We start from the raw sequence: 19,499 nt of genomic DNA, 5'->3' as shown, positions 1-19,499 counted from the left end.
ACAATTATGAAATTGCTCCGAATCAAGCGAGCAGCGTGTCCGCGCTCCATGTTGCTCTTTCTGCTATTCTGCTGCATGTCCCTGGCGGCATCTGCGCAAACTGTTATTTCGGGAAAGGTATCCGATAACAAGGGTACGCCATTACCTGGGATTACAGTAGCTGTAAAAAATACTTCTCAGGGTGCATCCACCGACGTGGATGGAAAATATACCATTCGTCTTACACAACCTGCAGGTACTTATACCCTGATATTTTCTGGTATCGGTTTTCAGCAGCATCAACAAACAGTAACAGTAGGCGCCAGCGGTAATGCCACTGTGAATATGACAATGGAAGAATCCGTATCCAAACTGGATGAAGTGGTAGTAACTGGTACTTCTCAAGGTACTACTCGTAAACAGTTGGGAAGTTATATCAGTACGGTGAAAGCAGATGCGTTGAATCAGGGATCTACCGGCAACGTACTGGCTGCACTGCAAGGTAAAACTGCTGGTGCGCAGATTGTGCAGAACTCTGGTGATCCATCTGGCGCCATGTCTGTAAAACTACGTGGTATCAGTACCGTTAGTGGTTCTACCGAACCGTTGTACATCGTGGATGGGGTTATCATCGATAACAGTACTACTCGTGTTACCAACTCCGATCCTAACTATAACGGGGGTACGTTTGTAGGTAATGTGGGACAAAGCCGTATCTCCGATATCAACCCGGATGATATTGACCACATCGAGGTGTTGAATGGCGCTGCTGCCGCTGCGATCTACGGTTCCCGTGCAAACGCTGGCGTAGTGCAGATCTTCACTAAAAGAGGCGCGGAAGGCAAACCAGTTGTTTCCTTCTCTACTAGCTTCAATGTAAACCAGTTGCGTAAGAAACTGGACCAGAACATGGCTCCTGTTAAATTTGGTGGTAATCCGCAGGACTCCACACAGAATATTCTTACGCCTGCTGTTGTTTCTCAGTTCCCTGTTAAACGTTTTGATTACCAGGATTTCATTTTCCGTACAGGTGTTGGTACAGATAACAACGTGTCTGTATCTGGTGGAAAGGATAAAACAAAATACTTCGCATCTGCCAGTTATTTCTACAATCAAGGTATCATTAAGAATACCGATTTCAGTCGCTATAGCTTCCGCCTGAACCTCGATCAGGAGATCACCAAATGGTTGACCTTCAATGGATCAGTGAACTATGTATATAGTAAGTCTAATGAGAAACCAGATGGAAATACTTTCTATTCTCCGCTGAACTCTATTACCATTCTGGGTAACTATTATGATATCCAACAGCGTGACCAATTTGGTAATTTGATGAAAGTAGGTAACCTGGGTCGTGTGAACCCGGTATCTATTATCAACGATATCCAACAGGGTCAAACAGTGGGTCGTGTGATTGCCGGCGCTGGCCTTACATTAAGACCTATCAAGAATCTGAGTATCGATTATAAAATGGGTATCGATAACTACTATCAGAATGGTAGCACCTTTATTCCAGCCTATGCCTACTTTGTGAGTACTGGTTTCTTTGGTGGCGGTGTAACAATGGACCCATCACAGAACGGTTACGCCAGCGCCGCCAATAACATTTCCTTCATGATCAACCATGATGTGAATGCGACGTATACCGCAGATATCAACAAAAACCTGACGTCCGTAACGCAGGTAGGATATTCTGTACAGTATCAGCGTATGCGTTATCAATTACAGCAGGGTAGAGGTTTACCTCCTTTTGTGCAAGTGCCAAGCAAAGCCACTACCCTCATTCCTGGCGATGATCAGCGTACTGAGCTGAGCATTGCGGGTGAATTCATTCAACAGAACTTTAAATACCGCGATCACTTGTTCTTGACGGGTGCTTTGCGTTTGGATGGATCCTCTGTATTCGGACAGTCTGAACGTAACCAGTTGTATAGTAAGTTGAGTGGTAGCTATGTGATTTCTGGTGCTGATTACTGGAAGAACTTAGCGATTTCCAAATGGTGGACCCTCTTCAAGCTCAGAGCTGCTTACGGTGAATCCGGTAACTTGACTGGTATTCCAGCCTATGCCCGCTTTAACACTTATAATGCTACCGCATTCATTGGTGCTTCTGCGTTCCAATCGCCTGCTACTTTTACGAATCCGGATGTTAAGCCAGAGAGACAACAGGAAATCGAAGTGGGTACAGACCTCTCTTTCCTCGGTGATCGTATAGGCCTTAGCGTTAACTACTACCGTAAAAAAGTAAAAGATCTGTTGATCAGTCGCGCGATTGCACCAACAAAAGGTTTCAGCAACTACCAGGCAAACATCGGAACTCTCCAGAACAATGGTTTTGAGGTAGTATTAAATGCTATCCCAGTAAGAACCAAAGATTTCACCTGGGATCTGACAGCCATCTTCAACCGCAACAGAAACAAAGCGGTAGATATTGGTGGTGGTCTGGTACTGTTTAATACCGTGGGAGGTGCGCCTGTTGCCATTGCGAATGATGAGCCAATTGGTTTCTTCTATGGAACTTTCTTTGGAAGAGACAATAATGGTAATATCATCAAAAATGCCGCTGGTATTCCTTTGACAGAGCAAGGTGTCCAGAATACATCGCTGACATACACGCCTCAGCGCGATGCGAACGGTCTGCCTACTGGTAGCGTATTGAACAAAAAAATAGGTGATCCTAATCCAACTTACACTTCTACCATTACCAACGATTTCAAATACAAACGTTTGAGTTTGCATACACAATTGGATATTGTGCAGGGGGTAGATGTATTCAATGCCGACTACAGAACCCGTCAGGGTGTGGATAACGGTAAGGTAGCAGAAGCAGAAGATCTTGGTAAGCTGCCAAGAGGCTATATTGCTGGTATCTACAATATCCAGGAGTTCAGAATTGATGATGGTTCTTTCGTAAAACTGCGTGAAGTTGCCCTCAGTTATAATTTCGGAAAAATTAAAGGATTTAGCGATCTGACAGTTAGTCTCGCTGGCCGCAACCTGTTCTCATGGGATAATTACAAAGGATATGATCCAGAAGTGAACGCTGCAGGTCAGAGTACATTGCTGCGTGGTATTGACTTTGGTACTGTTCCTATTCCAAGAACATACAATGTTGGTCTGCGTGCTAAATTCTAAATCCTTAAAAGCGAAACATCATGAAACGATATATTAAATATTGCCTGGTTGGTACAATGGCTTTAGCTGCTTGTTCCAAGAATTACCAGGATGCAACCGGGCCTTCTTCAGCGCAGGCATATAGTACGCCTACCACTATCACCGATGTGGCAGTAGGTTTGCAGGCATGGTATGTGAAAGATCGTACAGGGTTATTGTATAATTCTATTACTGCGGGCACCTTGCTCACCGGCGAAGCTTATGTAACCAACGCTGGTAACGCAGATGAGGCGCAACTGACAGCGGGCGGTATCAAGGTATTGAACACCAATGCCGTTGTTAACCAGTTGTGGGCCGTAAGTAACAAGATTATTTATGAGTCCAATAATATCCTGGCGGCTACTCCTAAAGTGATTACAGATAAAGGATATGCTAGTGGCGTCATTGCTTACACCTCTATTTTCAAGGCTTGGGCCATGGGCGTACAGGCTAACTTCTTCCAGCAGATACCAGATACCAGTGGTTCCCCGAATGGGACAAATAATGCAGTGCATTTTATCTCTGGTCAGCAAGGGTACCTGAAAGCTGCGGCTATATTGGATAATGCTATCAACGTAGTGAAAGCAAATCCTATCAGTGCCAGTATCAATCCTTACCTGCCTGCTGGAATTAACATTGTGAATACCTTGTATGCACTGAAGGCGCGTTATTCCCTCTATGGTGGCGACTATGTTTCTGCGCTGGCTGCTGCTAATAGCGTGGATCTAACGGTGAAGTCTACACTGAATTTCAATGCACAGGTGAATAACCCGATTTATTCACTGGTAACAGCTACCAATAATATTTGGCAAACAACAGGCCCTACAATGGGCTTACCTGCTGGCTTCCAGCCTGATGCAGGTGATTTGCGTGTACCTTTTTATATTGTAAAACCTACTTCCGGTACATTACCATTTGTACTTACCGGATTTTACACCACTCCGCTATCTTCCATACCAGTTTACCTTCCAGGTGAAATTATGTTGATAAAGGCAGAGTGTTATGCTCGTCAGAATGACTTGATCAATGGACTCGCACAGTTGAATTTAGTAGTGACCAAACAACCATCCGCCGATGCATTTGGCGTTGGCGCAGGATTGCCGCCAGTAGTAGCTGCCACTCAACAGGCGTTACTGGATGCTATCTACAAGCATCGTAGAATAGAGCTCTATTCTGCTGGCCAGGAACTGGAAGACAGTCGCCGGTTTAACAGACCGGTAGCTGAGCGTAAACGCAGCTACTTCCCTTATCCGCTGGTAGAAAGAAACGACAATCCAAACACACCGGCAGATCCTGCGTTCTAACAGCAAAGATCTTGCGGTAACCATGCTTATGCTAAAAAGCCAGGCTCTTTGAGGGCCTGGCTTTCTTTATTGGCAATAAGTTATGATTATATTGTTTCTGTCTCTTTTATAATTGCTTGCATTTTTTCAATGATCGTGGTCATTTCTTTTTCCTGTTTTGCTATCGTTGTTTTACGGATAAAGAACCAGGTGAAAGCCATCCAGATGCCAAATGCAAGCGATCCCACGATGGCCACTTTTAGAGAGGTTTTCATCATAAATTCAACCATGTAAAAACTTGCGCCAAGAAATAAAGTAATAAAGTAAAAGGTGAATATGTTTTTTTGCATAAATCGTTGTCGCTCTCTGACCTGTATCATATGCAGTAGGTACTCTTTTACGGGTGTATCAGTATTTGTTGGCTGATATAATAACTTCAATAGTACAGTGGATGAAACCAGGTAGGTGATGATCCCCAGAAATAGCAATCCGAAACCAATCCAGGTGGTAATCATCTTTGGAGGTTGTTTGTGAAATATCCAGGATATAAAGCCAATAGTAACTAAGAGTGCTATGCAGCAGAATAATAATTTCAACCGCATCTTGTTTCTTACTTTCCCTGCGCTGGCAATTAATTCTTTGGAACTGGGTGCAGTAACTGTTTTCTTACTGCGCCATATTGCCTGCAATCTATCATCAGCGTTCATACTCTTTAAATTTTTCTGTTAGTTTTTCTTTAATACGATGTACTCTTACTCTCACGTTTGATTCGCTCATACCCATGATACTGGCGATTTCTGTTTGTTTTACATCTTCCAGTTCCATAGAGATAATCAGTCTGTCTGTTTCACTTAAAGTAGCGATACATTTATAAAGAAAATTGATCTCATCTTCATTCACGCGGCTGTTGCCTTCATCGGCTTTGTCTACTTCTTTGTGAACAAATTTGCTGCTGCGTTCCAACTGGCGTAAACAGTTATTACACGCGATCCGGAATATCCAGGTGCCTATAGCGGCTTCCTGTCTGAATTTCGGGAGTTGTTGCCAAACGGTGATAAACGTATCCTGCGCAATATCTTTGGCCCAGTCGTCATCATTGACATAACCCATACAGAGGCGGAAAACTTTATCCCAGTAATCTGTGTACAGTTGGTCGAAGGAGGATTGGAGACTATTTGAGGAAGTTGTCGATTTGGTCAAGATACCATTCTTTATCGTCATACATGATGAAGTGTAAACCTTTGTTGGCGAATTTTAAAGTAGCGGTTTTCAGTTGTTTGTATTGATCTTCAATTGCAGGTTTAAAGTTAACAAAACGCGCTTCTAAAAGTACCAATGCAGGGATTTTTATTTGGCCGATGCTTTCTCTTTGGTCCATATTCGCGAACTGACAGTAGGTATCTGCATAGGTTTTTCTATCGGTGGTAACACCCCAGTTAACGATGGCTTTTTGTGCGAGGGTATCCATGCAAAGCTGTGTGATAGTCCTTTTCTGCATCTTATAGAACTGAGAATCAGTCAATGGCATGATTTGGTTCTGGATAGCGCTGCAATCAGGTTTCACTTCAGATTTAAAGGCAGGGTTCATCAGGGAGCCGAGGCACGGTAACGCATCAACGATAATTATCTTGCTAAATAAGTCAGGATAACGGGTGGCCAGTGCCATTGCAACGCCGCCACCAAGGCTGTGACCAATGATTACTGGGTGATCCAGTTTGTTTTTACGTACATAAGCAGCAATATCTTCAATCCAGATATCGAGGTTAGGAGCTGCTTGTGCAGGCGAGCCAGCATAGCCGGACATTGTCAGTACATAACTGGTATATGCATTGCCCAGGTGAGCAGTTGTTTCGTTCCAAACATCGCCACTGCAAGTAAAGCCAGGGATAAAGAGGATGGGTTGTTTACCTTTTCCGCTAGTTTTAACAGAGAAAGAAGGTTGTTTATCTTGTGCGAATACATTCAGAAATAGGGCGCCCATCAGTAAAATCAGGAAGAGAGCAAATATCTTTTTCATAGTGTGTTTGTTTTAAATTTCCATTTAGATACACAGCCTTTTAAAATGTTACAGTGAATCTGAAAAAAAAAATTAAATATTTTTTCTCTCTATCCTGAAATCCTTGTCCCTATTCGGTTTTAATACTTTTTACGGGGTTAGCTAGTGCTGCCCGAACCGCCTGCATACTCACCGTTAATAATGTAATAATGATGGCAGCTATGGCAGTCAATACAAAAATGGACCATCCAATATTCACCCTATAAGCAAATCCTTGAAGCCAGATATTCATAATATACCAGGCTACCGGGCCTGCAATGAAGAAGGCTATAATGACCAATTTCAGAAAATCCATCGATAGCATGGTGATGATACTGCTTACACTAGCGCCCAATACTTTGCGGATACCGATTTCCTTGCTGCGCTTCCTGGCGGTGAAAGTAGCCAGCCCAAATACGCCCAAACAGGCTACAAATATGGTTAATGCCGCGAAGATGGTCAGTGTCTTTGCCGTATTGGCTTCTGCATGGTAAGTATCTGTATATCGTTGGTCGAGGAAGGAGTAACTGAATTGCACATCGGAATGCATGGTTTCCCAGGCATTTTTCAGATCGGCGATAAGAGGGCCTGGATCTCCGGCGTGGGTCTTAATAATATATAACGGTCCCCATCCATTCAGTTTCATCACTAATGGAGATATAGGGGTATGCAAAGATTTGAAATGGAAGTCCTTCACCACTCCTATGACATGGAAAGTGCCACCGATACCGTTATTATTTAAATGAGTGAACGTTTTCCCAATCGCGTCATTTCCCCATCCCAACGCTTTTACGGCGGACTCATTCAGGATAGCGGCAGACGTGTCTGTCCCAAAGGCGGGAGAGAAATTCCTGCCAGCGGCCAGGGTCATGCCCATTACAGGAATGTAATTTTCATCCACGTCGTAGGCCAGCGTTTTTATCTGGGCACTGGTGTTATTCTCAAATATGAAAAAGTTGTTGTTGTAACTATTGCCAGAAGGCAGATAGCCGGATATGGTCAATCCCGCTACTTGTGACTGCTGGAGAATATGGTTCCGCATGAACTCCCGTTGTGGAGCAGGTAGCTTATCCATATCTTGTAAGACCAGGATATTGTCTTTATTATATCCCAGCTTTTTATGTTGGATATAGGATAGTTGTTTATAGACGATCGCAGTGCTGATCATTAATGTGATGGAGATGATGAATTGGAAGACGACAAGTCCGCTGCGTAATCGGGTGCCCTGTTTGCCACCAGGACTGAAGCTGGTTTTCAGTGCGGCTTCTGGCTTGAAAGAAGAGAGGAATAGGGCGGGATAACAGCCAGCAATTATTCCTATTGTCAGCCCAGAGAGCACCAGGATAAGTAGTAGCCATGGTTGTTCGAACCAGCGGATTTGAATATTTTTTCCTGAGATCTGGTTGAACGTAGGTAAGGCGATTATGGCCACCACTATGGCAATCAGCATAGCGATGCAGGTCAGTATGATGGATTCCAGAAGGAATTGTAGTGTGAGTCTTCCTTTTGGAGCGCCTAATACTTTCCGCATGGCCACCTCTTTCACGCGACCCACTGCATTAGCGGTGGTCAGGTTCATAAAGTTGATGCATGCAATCAGGATCATAAACAGCACGATAGCGCCGAAAATATAGATATAGCGGATATCTCCGGGTGTATCCAGGTCAAAGGCGAAGTTGGAATGCAAGTGGATATCCGTGAGTGGTTGGAGGTAGATACCTACGTTATTGCCGCCTGCCCGGAATTCCGATAAAGTCATATGCATAGATTGCTGCATTTGCGGACTCATATATTTGTCCAGCAGGGATGGGAATTTAGCCTCCAGCTTGTGGTAATCATAACCAGGAGGGAGGAGTAGGTAAGTCCAATAGCCGGAAGTCATCCAGGAATCGGACTTTGCATCTGGTACGGAGGCCATTGAGCCGAGAACCTCGAAATGGAAATGTGCATTATCCGGCATGTCTTGGAATACGCCGGTGACGAGGTAATCTTGCCCGGAGTCCTTGAAACGAAGCGTTTGGCCTACTGGATTTTGATTCCCGAAGTATTTTACAGCAGTCGAAGCTGATAGCACTATGGTATTCGGCGCATTCAAGGCCGTGTTGGCGTTGCCGTTAATGAGGTTGATACTGAAGATTTTAAAAATAGATGGATCGGCGTATCCGAGGAAAGGTTCCTGGAAGGATTTTCCATTATGCTCCAGGATAGTGCCTCCTCCATAGCGAATACGCACCGCTTCTTCTACTTCCGGGAATTCAGCTTTCAGTGTAGCCGCTACCGGTGGAAACACATTTGATTCATTCATCGCCTCCCCTTTCACCATTCCGCGAAATACTACTCTGACAATGCGATCAGCATTCTTGTTGAATCGATCATAGCTGAGTTCATGCGCGATGTATAGCATGATGACAAGGCTGGTAGCGATGCCTATCGCCAATCCAGTTATATTGATGGCGGAGAAGGCTTTATTCTTCCAGAGGTTGCGAAATGCTATTTTCAGATAGTTGCTTATCACGGAATTAGTTTATTTATTGATGGGGGTCAAAGTGAATGCCGTAAAGTAAGTGTATTGGTTATCAGTTGTTTGTAATTTAGTCTTATCATAGAAATGTCCGTTTTTGAAACATTTGTGTCCGTATGCAGACGTTCGCTTTGCTAGTATAAATTTAGGGATGTATTACATTTGAGCTATGAAAATTTATCAGCAGGGAATGCGGTTACGTCCGCGGAGCAGGGGTTTTCACCTGATAACGGGAGAAGTATTACAGGCGATGCCGCAGATATCGCGCATCAAGATGGGCATGTTGCAGGTATTTATACAGCATACCTCTGCGGGTTTGACGATCAATGAAAATGCCGATCCTACCGTGCGAGTGGACTTTGAAACCTTCTTCAACAAGGCCGTTCCGGAAGATGATCCGGATTACGAACATAATTACGAAGGGTCTGACGATATGCCTGCACATCTGAAAGCCTCGCTGCTGGGGAGTTCTGTGATGATACCTGTAAATAATGGCAGGTTAGCCCTGGGTACTTGGCAGGGAATATATTTGTGTGAGCATAGAAACGATGGCGGTTCCCGCAGTCTGGTACTGACTTTATGGGGAGAAGAATAATTATTGTTGTTTTAGACAGGTTGCTTTATACGCCTGTAGCATTAATAGGAGCACAGGCATAGATACTTGTAAGATATCTCTCATATTTTTCAATGCCCTGGCAGAGAGTTTATAGGCGCCTTTTACAGATATATTCATAATAGCGCCAATTTGATCGTAGTCCATTTCTTCAAAATAGCGGAGATAAATAATTTCCTTTTGCCGGCTATTGAGTTGGTTGAGGGCGTCTGCTATTTGTTTTTGTTGTTGCTGTAGTTGTTCATTTTTAATATATGCGTGCTCGGTAGAGAAGTGCGCTAGGAAGTCGTGTTGATCTTTATCGAAAGAGATCAGCTTTACATTTTTGCGGGGGCGGAGGCGGTTGTAGAGGGTGCTGCGCATCGCTACAAATAGGTATGGGCGCAGGTCTACCGTGTTGCTGAGATTTTGTCTGTTGGTCCAGAGTTTAATGAACAGTTCCTGGATGGTATCTTTCACGACTTCTTCTTCGGGATGCAGGCGCATAGCGTATTCATATAGCCGGTTGAAATACCGGTCGTATATTTCGGCAAAAGCTTGTTCGTTGCTTTGAAGCAGTGCTTCCCAGAGTGCAGTATCAGATGCTGATGAAAGATCCATGTCCCAACTTCTCGCATTAAATGTACAAAAAAAATCCAGGTGGTGGCTGCCTGGCGTGTTACTCTCTTTGGTTGAATGATATAAGGATATAAATACGATCGTAAAAGTATAAAAACAATTGAGTTAAAAATTCTTTTAAGAAAAATTAAAATAATTAAAAAAAAGTGGGGTGTTTTGCAAAATCCCTGTGTTCTTGTTTAAGCGTGGGGTTGTTACTACCTATGAACGCCATTGTAATACCAACTAAGAAAGGCTCTTGGGAAAGGATAACTATCATTTATATACGAAAGAACAGTTTCTGGAAGATGCGTTCTTCCTGGAGTGGGTGAGGTATGCGCGGCCAGCAACTGTATCATATTGGGAACAGTGGCAGCAGGCAGCACCTGGTAATCTGGAGGAGATGCACGCCGCGAAAGCGGTTGCAGAGGGGATATTCAGCCTGGAGCGGATTTCGTCTCCCGAAACCATCAAATCCGCTGTCTGGAACAACATACAGGCAGGTATTGCAGCAGCAGGATCACCACCGCGCGTAGTATCGATGTCGCGGCGGATCATGCGATGGGCAGCAGCTATACTCGCGCCAGTAGCCTTGGCCGGAGGGTATTATCTCTATGCTAATCGTACTAGGCATTTCAGCACAGGTAACGGACAACATCTGTTAGTAACATTGCCAGATGCCTCTACGGTAATGCTGAATGCCAATTCCAGGCTGACTTACAGCAGATGGAACCAAGGAGATAGGGAAGTGTGGGTAGATGGAGAGGCCCTCTTTGATGTCAAACCATCTCGTATACACGTAGCCGCGCCGTTTACGGTACATGCTGGAAAATTGAATGTAGAAGTATTAGGAACAGTTTTTAATATAAAATCAAGAAGAAACAGCACAGAAGTATATTTGCAGACCGGAAAAGTAAGAGTCACAGATTCGGAGCATCACACATCCATTGTATTGAGTCCTGACGAAAAAATAAGTTACGATAAAACCAACTACCAGCTAGTAAAAATACCTGCCAACAGCTTATCCACCACGGCTTGGAAGGAAAATAAAATGCAGCTTGTAAACACCTCCGTGAAGGAGATATTTGAAACATTGCAGGACCAGTATGGCTATACGATAGTACTGCAGGACTCATCCATTGCCAATAAAACCATACAGGGTACCTTATCGCTTCGCAACATTAACAATGTACTGTTTGAATTGTCAGCGATACTAAATGTAACCATAGACAAGAATAATGACACGCTGACTATTAGAAAAAACGGTCAACGAGGGTATTAACAACCATTACTAAAACCAAGATCAATGAGGATTTGTACCAGACAAAGCCTAAGGGGCTTGCTGTACCTATGCGTACTGTTACTTTCCTGTACTTTTGCCAGCGCTCAACATTCGGGGCCTGCCACAAAAACAGAGCAAACCATCAAAGAAGCATTGGACCAGATTTCCAAAGTTTATGGCACTACATTTATGTACGATGCGCAACTGCTCAATGGAAAAACAACCAAAGTTTTTGTCAAATCAGCAAGTGGACAACTAGTAGAAGAACTACTGAAAGACATCCTCTATCCCAACAAACTGGTATTCCTCTATACCGACAGAAATCATTATGTAATTGTACCTAGTGAGCGCAAGCCCACAGTTTTGGAACCAATGGTGAATCCCAGTATTACACTGGTATTACAGCAGAAAACGCCTGCAGGTATGAAAAAAATATCCGGTACTGTATCTGATGAAGGACAGAATCGTTTGCCTGGCGTTTATATTCAAGGTGCTACAGGCAAAGATTATGCGGTATCCAATTACCTGGGCCAATTTGTAATCCTTGTTCCTGAGTCTACCAAAGAGATCACCTTTACTTATACTGGTATGGAACGTGCCACTATTTTTACCGCCAATGGTGATGTACAAAATGTGGTGATGAAAAATAAAGTATTGAATGAAGTGGTGGTAACCGGTTATCAAACCCTTTCCCGTGAACGCGCCACCGGTTCATTTGCTTCCGTTAAATCAGCAGATCTCGATAAACGCCGTATCAGTAGCCTTTCCCAAGTATTGGAAGGAAATCTGCCAGGTGTAATGACCTATAAAGGAAATATTGTTGTAAGAGGAACATCTACTTTCAATGCTACCAAAAATCCACTGTATGTGATTGATGGTTTCCCCGTAGAGAACTCTTATGTAGATGCCTATGGTAGATTGTCGGATGATATGCCGAATATCAACCCGGAAGATATAGAAACGATTACGGTACTGAAAGATGCTGCCGCTGCTTCTATATACGGCGCCAGAGCGGCTAACGGCGTTATCGTGATCACCACGAAGAAAGCGAAACCTGGAAAAACCCAGCTTAGTTTCAGTGCAGATTATGCTGTTACACCGAAATGGAATCTCGCGTATCAAAAAAGAGCCAACTCCAACGAAATCATTGATGTACTGACACAGTATTATGATAATGATCCTGCATTCAAAACTGCGCCATTGACCGAAGCTGCCCGATTAAGGGATGCTGCCGGTGTGGTGAACCCTGCGCTGGACTTACTGTTGCAGGTAGCCGAAGGTAAGATTACCCGTGCCCAGGCGGATGAAGGACTGAATAAGTTACGTGGCATCAATGTATACAATCAACAGGTATTGGATAAGCTGGTTCGACCTAGGTCCAATCAACAATATAACCTGTCTGTAGGTAAAGCCAGTGCTGCCAATATTTTCAATTTCTCTGCCACTTTCCGCAACGATCAGGGATATGATAAAACCAATAACAGCAAATATGTGGGCGTGACCGTTCGTAATACCACGGAGATTTCCAAATGGTTGAAGGCAGATGTGGGTATTTATATGAATTACAACGATGGTTCCGGCCCAGATGGAAGTATGGATTTAGCAACTGGTAGTAGCTATCTTAATCAGCAACTCCCATTTGAATCTATGTTGGATCAGAATGGCAACGTTACTTTCCTGAGATCCAAACTATCGGCAATAGACAGAGCAACCTATACCAAGTACGGTCTGTTTTCTGTAGAAAGAAATCCGGCCCAAGAAATCCGTTATAACCAGATTGTAGACAGAGGATTACAGACTAGAGGCTATGCGAAATTGAACGCCAAAATCACAAAATGGCTGAATTATGATGTGATGTTCCAATATGAACGCAATTATGATAAAACAGAAGAGGTGCTGGATCAGGATTCCCGCTACATGCGTAATCTGTTCAATTCCTTCTCTGCATTGGATACCAAAGGTAATACCATCTATAAACTGCCAGTGGGCAACGCTTTCCGTTCCACTATTTATAATCAGCGTGCATTTACTTTCCGTCAGCAGTTGAATTTCAACCATACATTTAACAAGAAACATGAACTCGTAGGTTTGCTGGGCTCTGAAACCCGTGAATCCAAAGTGAACAGAGATTTCTATTCCGTATATGGATATGATCCGCTGACGATGAAATATATGCCAGTGAATGCGGCAGATCTTGCACTCGGTATGACTGGGTTGAATAGTGTCCGTTCTTCTATCACTGATCTGATAAGGTATTCCGAGGCAATTAACCGTTATGTTTCCTTCTATGGAAATGCTTCGTATACGTATAATGACAAGTACATGGTATCTGGAAGTATGCGTTATGATTTGTCCAACTTATTCGGTACTAATCCAAAATTCCAATATCGTCCGTTATGGTCTGCTGGTGCTAGCTGGATTATCAGTAAGGAGCATTTTATGTCTGATATCAACTGGTTGGATATGTTGAAACTGCGTGGTTCCTATGGTATTAATGGTAACGTTGCTAAGAATGCCGGACCATTCATGGTGGCTTCTTACGGCGTAAGTATACTCACAGGAAATCTGACTGGAGATATTGGTACGCCTCCCAATCCAAACTTGCGCTGGGAAAAAACGGCTACCGTTAATGTGGGTGCTGATTTTGCCGTCCTGAATGATAAACTGACCGGTAGTCTTGATTATTATGTAAGAAACAGTTCAGATCTGTTGTCTAGTAAGACAATTGACCCTGCATTGGGCTTTAGTTCTGCATATGTGAATAACGGGGCGATGAGAAACAATGGTGTGGAATTATCCCTGCGCACACCGATCGTGACTAGTAGAAATGTGAAATGGGATATTACTGTCAACAATGCTTACAACAAGAATACAGTTACCCGTGTGGATTACCAGGCGAAAATGGCTTCAGAACTGTTGCCTTCCTCCAATTATCCAGTACAAGGTAATTCATATTACACCCTCTATGCCTATAATTATGCAGGGCTGAACAATAAGGGAGAACCCATGATCATTGGTGCAGATGGCAAACCAACAGACAAACTGGTAACATCTACTGGTGTGGTACATAGCATGGGATCGTACATGCCTTTATACACTGGCGCGCTTATCAATAATGTCAGTTATAAACAATTCCAGTTGTCTGTGATGTTTGTGTACAATGCAGGACATGTTATGAAGTACGATGTACCTTATATGAACGGCGCCTTTCCTACCTATGCATTTCGTGAAGGGTTGAGCAATGCATGGAAAAAACCAGGTGATGAGTTGGTAACAGATATTCCAAGACTGGTATTCGATTATGATAAGACTGGTAATAATTACAGAAACGACTACTGGATTAACTCTGATAAAACCGTCATGAATGCCTCTTATATCAAGGCCAGAAATATAGCATTGACTTATAATCTGCCTAAAGATCTGCTGAAGCGTATGAAAGTAGCTGCGGCAAGGATCAGATTCCAGGCAGATAACCTGTTCTACATCGGATTCAATAATCAGGGCATCGATCCTGAAACAGGCGGAATGATTGGTTCAGCAGCTATGCGCGGATTACCAATGATGCCGACCTACAATTTCGGTGTTAATCTTTCACTTTAATCACTGGCAGAAAAGAATTCCAAATGAAAAAGTTATTTTATATCATATTGTGCGGAGCTACGCTGACAGGGGCTTCTAGCTGTAAGAAATACCTGGATATTGTACCTAGAGGGCAGAAAATTCCTCAAACATTGGAGGATTACAAGGCCTTAATGGAGACCAAGAATTCTCATATAGTGGATATGTCCAATCAGTCGAATATTGCGAATGAGTGGGGTTTTATGCAAAGCCAGATTCTTAGTACCAATCTGAGTAATATTAATTACCTATGGCAGGAATCCCAGGATCGTATGCAATATCTGCAGACGGATATGGGCTACAACTGGTCTTATAGCGGGATTTTTAATTATAACGTAATTATCAACCACCTTCCAACTGCTACCACTGGAACGCCTGAAATAAAAGCGCAATTGATTGCACAGGCAAAGGTGATGCGTGCTATTCAATATTTTTATCTGGTAAGTAGTTATGCCAAGACATACGATCCGGCAACGGCACCCACTGATCCTGGCGTTATTATCAATACCAGTGATGACATGGAACAGAAGCTGACACAATCTTCCGTGAAATCGGTATATAACTTCATTATCAGTGAACTCAATGCAGCTATTCCGGTGCTTCCAGATATGGGTATTAATCCTATGTTTCCTGGTAAAGGAACGGCATATGCCTTGCTCTCCAGGGTTTACATGTTCCAGCGGGATTTTACACAGGCGGAAGCGATGGCAGATAAAGCCCTGGCAATAAACAGTCAACTGTTTGACTATGTGCAGTATTATTACGATAATAAAGCCCTGGCAGATGGTACCAGTCCTTCTATCAATGTACCAAAATACGAATTCAAGAATCCTGAAAACTACATCTTCAATTACGGTGGTCAGATGGCCCAGATGCAAGGGTTCTACATCAGCCTGATCAAAGCGGCAGACTCAACGCAGTATGACAGGGGAGATGCCCGTCTGAAAATCAATTTCGCGGCAAGAACTATTGGTGGTGAGGTGATCTTATCTTATCGTCGATTTGATGATGCCAATGTAGGCGGCATCCGCACACCGGAGATGTATTACTATAAAGCAGAGTGCCTTGCCCGCGCGGGAAAAATCAGCGAATCAATGGATGTATTGAATCAAGTGCGTGTGAAACGTATCATTAAAGAATTCTATACTCCGGTAACTGCCACTACAGAGGCGGATGCGATTGCGCTTATTCGTAGAGAAATGCGTTGTGAATACCGTGGCTATGGCGGATGGTACTTGGATTACCGCCGTTTTAACAACGATCCGAAGTACAAGGCAACTCTTACCAAAACCGAATATGGTACTAACTATTCCATTTCGCCAGAATCGCATCTTTGGATAATTCCTTTCTCGCAAACGGCTATTGCCTATGGAGAAGGAAGACTCACACAAAACTCCAAATAACTTCATACAAAAGCCAACTGTTGAAAACAACGAAGGGGAATGCCGCCAGGTGTTCCCCATTTTATTTGTGTATCTTCCACCTTTCCTTTGCCTATATTTCCCTCTATGAACAAAACAGATCTAATCCGTGCTATAAAAATCATTGGTATTCCGGTTGCCTTTGCCCTCATCATGCGGTACTGCTTCGGCCTCGACTCCTGGGCTGCCCTGTTTAGTGTGATGACGATTGCTTTCCTTGTAGGCATTCCTTTTGGCGTAGGGGCGTTGATGATATATTTATCCAGTGTAAAGAAAGTAAAAAGTTGGAGTTACCGCTTTTTTGTGCCATGGATACCGATAATCATCTTTTTCTTGTTCACGTTGGGCCTGGCAATAGAAGGTTGGGCATGTTGGCTGATGATTATGCCGGTATTTTTGCTGCTTTCTTCCATTGGAGGGCTGGTAGCGGGTTATTTCAAACTGCGGGACCAAAAAAGAGATGAAAATATTTTTGTATCGGTGATTGTATTGCTGCCATTGGTAATATCCCCCCTTGAAAAGTTGATTGCTGTCATTCCAGGTACCTATGAAGCCTATACGTATATCGATATCAAAGCGCCTAAAGCGGCCGTCTGGCAGCAGGTTACTCGTGTAAAAGAAATCAAAGCCCAACAGGATAAAGGGTGGCTAACGCAATTCTTGGGATTCCCTCGTCCGCTAAGGGCTGAGTTAAATTATGAAGGGGTAGGGGCCTATCGAGAAGCGATTTTCACTGGAGGACTCATCTTTCATGAAACCGTAACGGAGTATAGCCATCAACGTAAGATGACTTTTGATATCCGTGCAAATCCTTATGAGATTCCATCCACCACGATGGATGAACACGTGGTAGTAGGAGGGGATTATTTTGATGTGCTGAATGGGGTTTATGAATTAGAACAACTGGATGCAAACACGTGTAGATTGCATCTCTCTAGCCATTTCAAGCTATCTACAACATTTAATTTTTACGCCAGTTGGTGGGCACGCTGGATTATGAAAGATATTCAGAATAATATTTTACAGGTGGTTAAGCAGCGTGCGGAGCATTAATTATGTGAGGTTCTCCAAATCAAATTGGCTACTACTTTGTTAGCCTGCTCTACTTTGCTTACTTTATTTTTGATGAAATATATGTATAATAAAATAGATGTAAGACGCGGTTCCACTGGCTTCATAGAATATTCAATGGATGATTATCTGCCAGCATGCACAATAAAGTATTAATAAAATCGTTGATACCCAATTCCTAATATTAAAGGAATTTTAATACCCGGGTAGGTGTACTTATAGGTTTTGATATTATTTTTGGGCCCTGATGATGAGAATAATACTAAGATATTTCCTATCACTGTGTTTCCTTTTCTTGGTAGGCTACTGTCACGCACATGAAAGCGGGGTAGGTAAGCCTGCCATCAGGATATCCAGGGCTACATTGCAGGAGGAATCGAATGTTGTCAGAAGCAGCTTCGCCCTGCAGGGTAAAGTGCCACTATCCAGGAAAGGAACACTGCGCGACAGGATTAAAGCTACGGAAGTCGAAGATGAAGGCGATTCGTTATTCGCCAGGAAACAATTAGAGACAGGATATATGCTTATTTCCTGTTTTTATGCCCATGAATGGGCATGTGGTCCTCCATGTCTTGCCAACTTGGAATTAGCCCACCATCAACCATCCTATGGAACCATTGACAAATGTGTCCTCCATCATGTTTTCAGAATTTGATACCTATCCGCTTTAGCTGAGAATAGGCCACTATCCTGCCTATCCAGTCTCCGTTTACCCATATTCACTGATACTTACTAGCTATATTCAATTGCCTGCATAGCACTGCTATGGGGTCAAGGAAGTCATGTGTCCATTAAAAGCGTTGCGATAGCCAACCTGCAATAATCATAATACTTTATGAAAAGAATCATCATGCTTATGGGCTTGTATGCCGTTGTGTGTCATACAGGCTGTACCTCCTCAAAAGGAGAAGAAAAAGAGGAAACCACTAAGTTTCTTGTTACCAGTCCATTGAAAATGGATACCGTTATCACTAAAGAGTACGTATGCCAGATCCGCTCCATCCGTAATATCGAATTACGGGCGCAGGAAAAAGGGTACCTGGAGAGCGTGGCCGTGGATGAAGGACAACCTGTAAAAGCAGGACAGCTCCTCTTCAAGATCATGCCTCGATTGTATGAAGCCGAACTGCAAAAAGCAGAAGCTGAAACCAAAGCGGCCGAAATTGAAATGCAGAATACAAAAGTCCTGGCCGACAAAAACGTAGTTTCTGCCAATGAATTGGCCCTTGCCAATGCCAAATTGCAGAAAGCAAAAGCAGAACAATCCCTCGCCAAAGTGCATCTCGGATTCACTGATATCCGCGCTCCTTTCGACGGTATCATCGACCGCCTCCGCATGAAACAAGGGAGCCTTGTTGGAGACGGCGACCTACTGACCACCTTATCCGATAACAGCCACATGTGGGTTTACTTCAACGTTTCAGAACCTGAGTACCTCGACTACAAAGAAAACCTGAAATCAAAAGAACCACTGAAAGTAAACCTGCTAATGGCCAATAAACAGGTATTCGGATATCCAGGCGTAGTAGAAACAATAGAAGGGGAATTCAATAATGAAACAGGAAATATCGCCTTCAGGGCCAATTTCCCTAACCCGGATAAACTCCTCCGACATGGAGAAACCGGTAGCATTCTTATGCCGGTGCACATGAAAGGTGCGCTCATCATTCCACAGAAAGCCACTATGGAAGTAATGGATAAAAAATATGTATTCGTGGTAGGAAAAGATAATGTGGTGACCATGAAACCTATTACTATCGAAGCGGAAATAACGGATCTCTATGTGGTAAAAGACGGTCTGACTGAAAATGATAAAATCTTGCTGGAAGGGTTGCGTAAAGTGAAGGACAAGGATAAAATAGCCTTCGACTATGAGAACCCGAAACAGGTAATCGCTCACTTAACGTTACCAACGGAATAATGTAA

The 19,499-nt window shown here is 43.4% G+C and carries 14 protein-coding genes; 9 read left to right on the top strand and 5 right to left on the bottom strand.

What is annotated here, in order from left to right:
• The first annotated feature begins 6 nt into the window (after nucleotides 1-6).
• Nucleotides 7-3,114: a SusC/RagA family TonB-linked outer membrane protein gene (locus JO154_RS24965; RefSeq protein WP_291951403.1), complete on the top strand. Its 3,108-nt coding sequence runs from the start codon at nucleotides 7-9 to the stop codon at nucleotides 3,112-3,114.
• A 20-nt stretch (nucleotides 3,115-3,134) separates the two neighbouring features.
• Entirely contained in the window at nucleotides 3,135-4,436 is a 1,302-nt protein-coding gene (locus tag JO154_RS24960) for a RagB/SusD family nutrient uptake outer membrane protein (protein WP_291951399.1), read from the top strand.
• A gap of 86 nt (nucleotides 4,437-4,522) precedes the next feature.
• Here the strand turns inward: JO154_RS24960 and JO154_RS24955 are convergent, their stop codons facing one another.
• The 4 genes from JO154_RS24955 to JO154_RS24940 form a co-directional block, all read right to left on the bottom strand.
• Nucleotides 4,523-5,122 carry a hypothetical protein gene (locus tag JO154_RS24955; RefSeq protein WP_291951396.1) on the bottom strand — a complete coding sequence of 200 codons (600 nt, stop codon included), beginning with the start codon at nucleotides 5,120-5,122 and terminating at the stop codon, nucleotides 4,523-4,525.
• Nucleotides 5,112-5,615 carry a sigma-70 family RNA polymerase sigma factor gene (locus JO154_RS24950; protein ID WP_291951394.1) on the bottom strand — a complete coding sequence of 168 codons (504 nt, stop codon included), beginning with the start codon at nucleotides 5,613-5,615 and terminating at the stop codon, nucleotides 5,112-5,114. The genes JO154_RS24955 and JO154_RS24950 overlap by 11 nt, the downstream gene beginning before the upstream one ends.
• Nucleotides 5,587-6,432, bottom strand: a complete 846-nt coding sequence (locus JO154_RS24945) for an alpha/beta hydrolase (protein WP_291951391.1) — start codon at nucleotides 6,430-6,432, stop codon at nucleotides 5,587-5,589. The genes JO154_RS24950 and JO154_RS24945 overlap by 29 nt, the downstream gene beginning before the upstream one ends.
• A gap of 109 nt (nucleotides 6,433-6,541) precedes the next feature.
• Nucleotides 6,542-8,965, bottom strand: coding sequence for an ABC transporter permease (locus tag JO154_RS24940; RefSeq protein WP_291951388.1), 2,424 nt, complete (start codon nucleotides 8,963-8,965; stop codon nucleotides 6,542-6,544).
• A 181-nt stretch (nucleotides 8,966-9,146) separates the two neighbouring features.
• Here JO154_RS24940 and JO154_RS24935 point away from each other — a divergent pair, with 181 nt between their 5' ends.
• Nucleotides 9,147-9,566 carry a secondary thiamine-phosphate synthase enzyme YjbQ gene (locus tag JO154_RS24935; RefSeq protein WP_366935605.1) on the top strand — a complete coding sequence of 140 codons (420 nt, stop codon included), beginning with the start codon at nucleotides 9,147-9,149 and terminating at the stop codon, nucleotides 9,564-9,566.
• On the opposite strand, the gene JO154_RS24930 is transcribed toward JO154_RS24935, so the two are convergent.
• On the bottom strand, nucleotides 9,567-10,184 hold the full coding sequence (locus tag JO154_RS24930) for a sigma-70 family RNA polymerase sigma factor (RefSeq protein ID WP_291951381.1): 618 nt from the start codon (nucleotides 10,182-10,184) through the stop codon (nucleotides 9,567-9,569).
• Nucleotides 10,185-10,440: 256 nt separating this feature from the next.
• Here JO154_RS24930 and JO154_RS24925 point away from each other — a divergent pair, with 256 nt between their 5' ends.
• From JO154_RS24925 to JO154_RS24900, 6 genes are all read left to right on the top strand, one after another.
• A complete protein-coding gene (locus JO154_RS24925) occupies nucleotides 10,441-11,463 on the top strand; it encodes a FecR family protein (protein ID WP_291951378.1) in 1,023 nt (340 codons plus the stop codon).
• 24 nt (nucleotides 11,464-11,487) lie between these two features.
• Nucleotides 11,488-15,063 (top strand): SusC/RagA family TonB-linked outer membrane protein, encoded by a 3,576-nt coding sequence (locus JO154_RS24920; RefSeq protein ID WP_291951375.1) that lies wholly within the window; start codon nucleotides 11,488-11,490, stop codon nucleotides 15,061-15,063.
• Between the two features lie 23 nt (nucleotides 15,064-15,086).
• Nucleotides 15,087-16,484 carry a RagB/SusD family nutrient uptake outer membrane protein gene (locus JO154_RS24915; protein WP_291951372.1) on the top strand — a complete coding sequence of 466 codons (1,398 nt, stop codon included), beginning with the start codon at nucleotides 15,087-15,089 and terminating at the stop codon, nucleotides 16,482-16,484.
• A gap of 105 nt (nucleotides 16,485-16,589) precedes the next feature.
• Complete coding sequence (locus JO154_RS24910) at nucleotides 16,590-17,555, top strand: hypothetical protein (RefSeq protein WP_291951369.1); 966 nt, start codon at nucleotides 16,590-16,592, stop codon at nucleotides 17,553-17,555.
• Nucleotides 17,556-17,820: 265 nt separating this feature from the next.
• A complete protein-coding gene (locus tag JO154_RS24905) occupies nucleotides 17,821-18,228 on the top strand; it encodes a hypothetical protein (protein WP_291951366.1) in 408 nt (135 codons plus the stop codon).
• A 180-nt stretch (nucleotides 18,229-18,408) separates the two neighbouring features.
• Complete coding sequence (locus tag JO154_RS24900; RefSeq protein ID WP_291951363.1) at nucleotides 18,409-19,494, top strand: efflux RND transporter periplasmic adaptor subunit; 1,086 nt, start codon at nucleotides 18,409-18,411, stop codon at nucleotides 19,492-19,494.
• Nucleotides 19,495-19,499: the final 5 nt, after the last annotated feature.

It is taken from the genome of Chitinophaga sp. (assembly GCF_019236475.1).
Classification (GTDB): domain Bacteria; phylum Bacteroidota; class Bacteroidia; order Chitinophagales; family Chitinophagaceae; genus Chitinophaga.
This window is presented reverse-complemented; position numbering and strand designations above follow the sequence as displayed.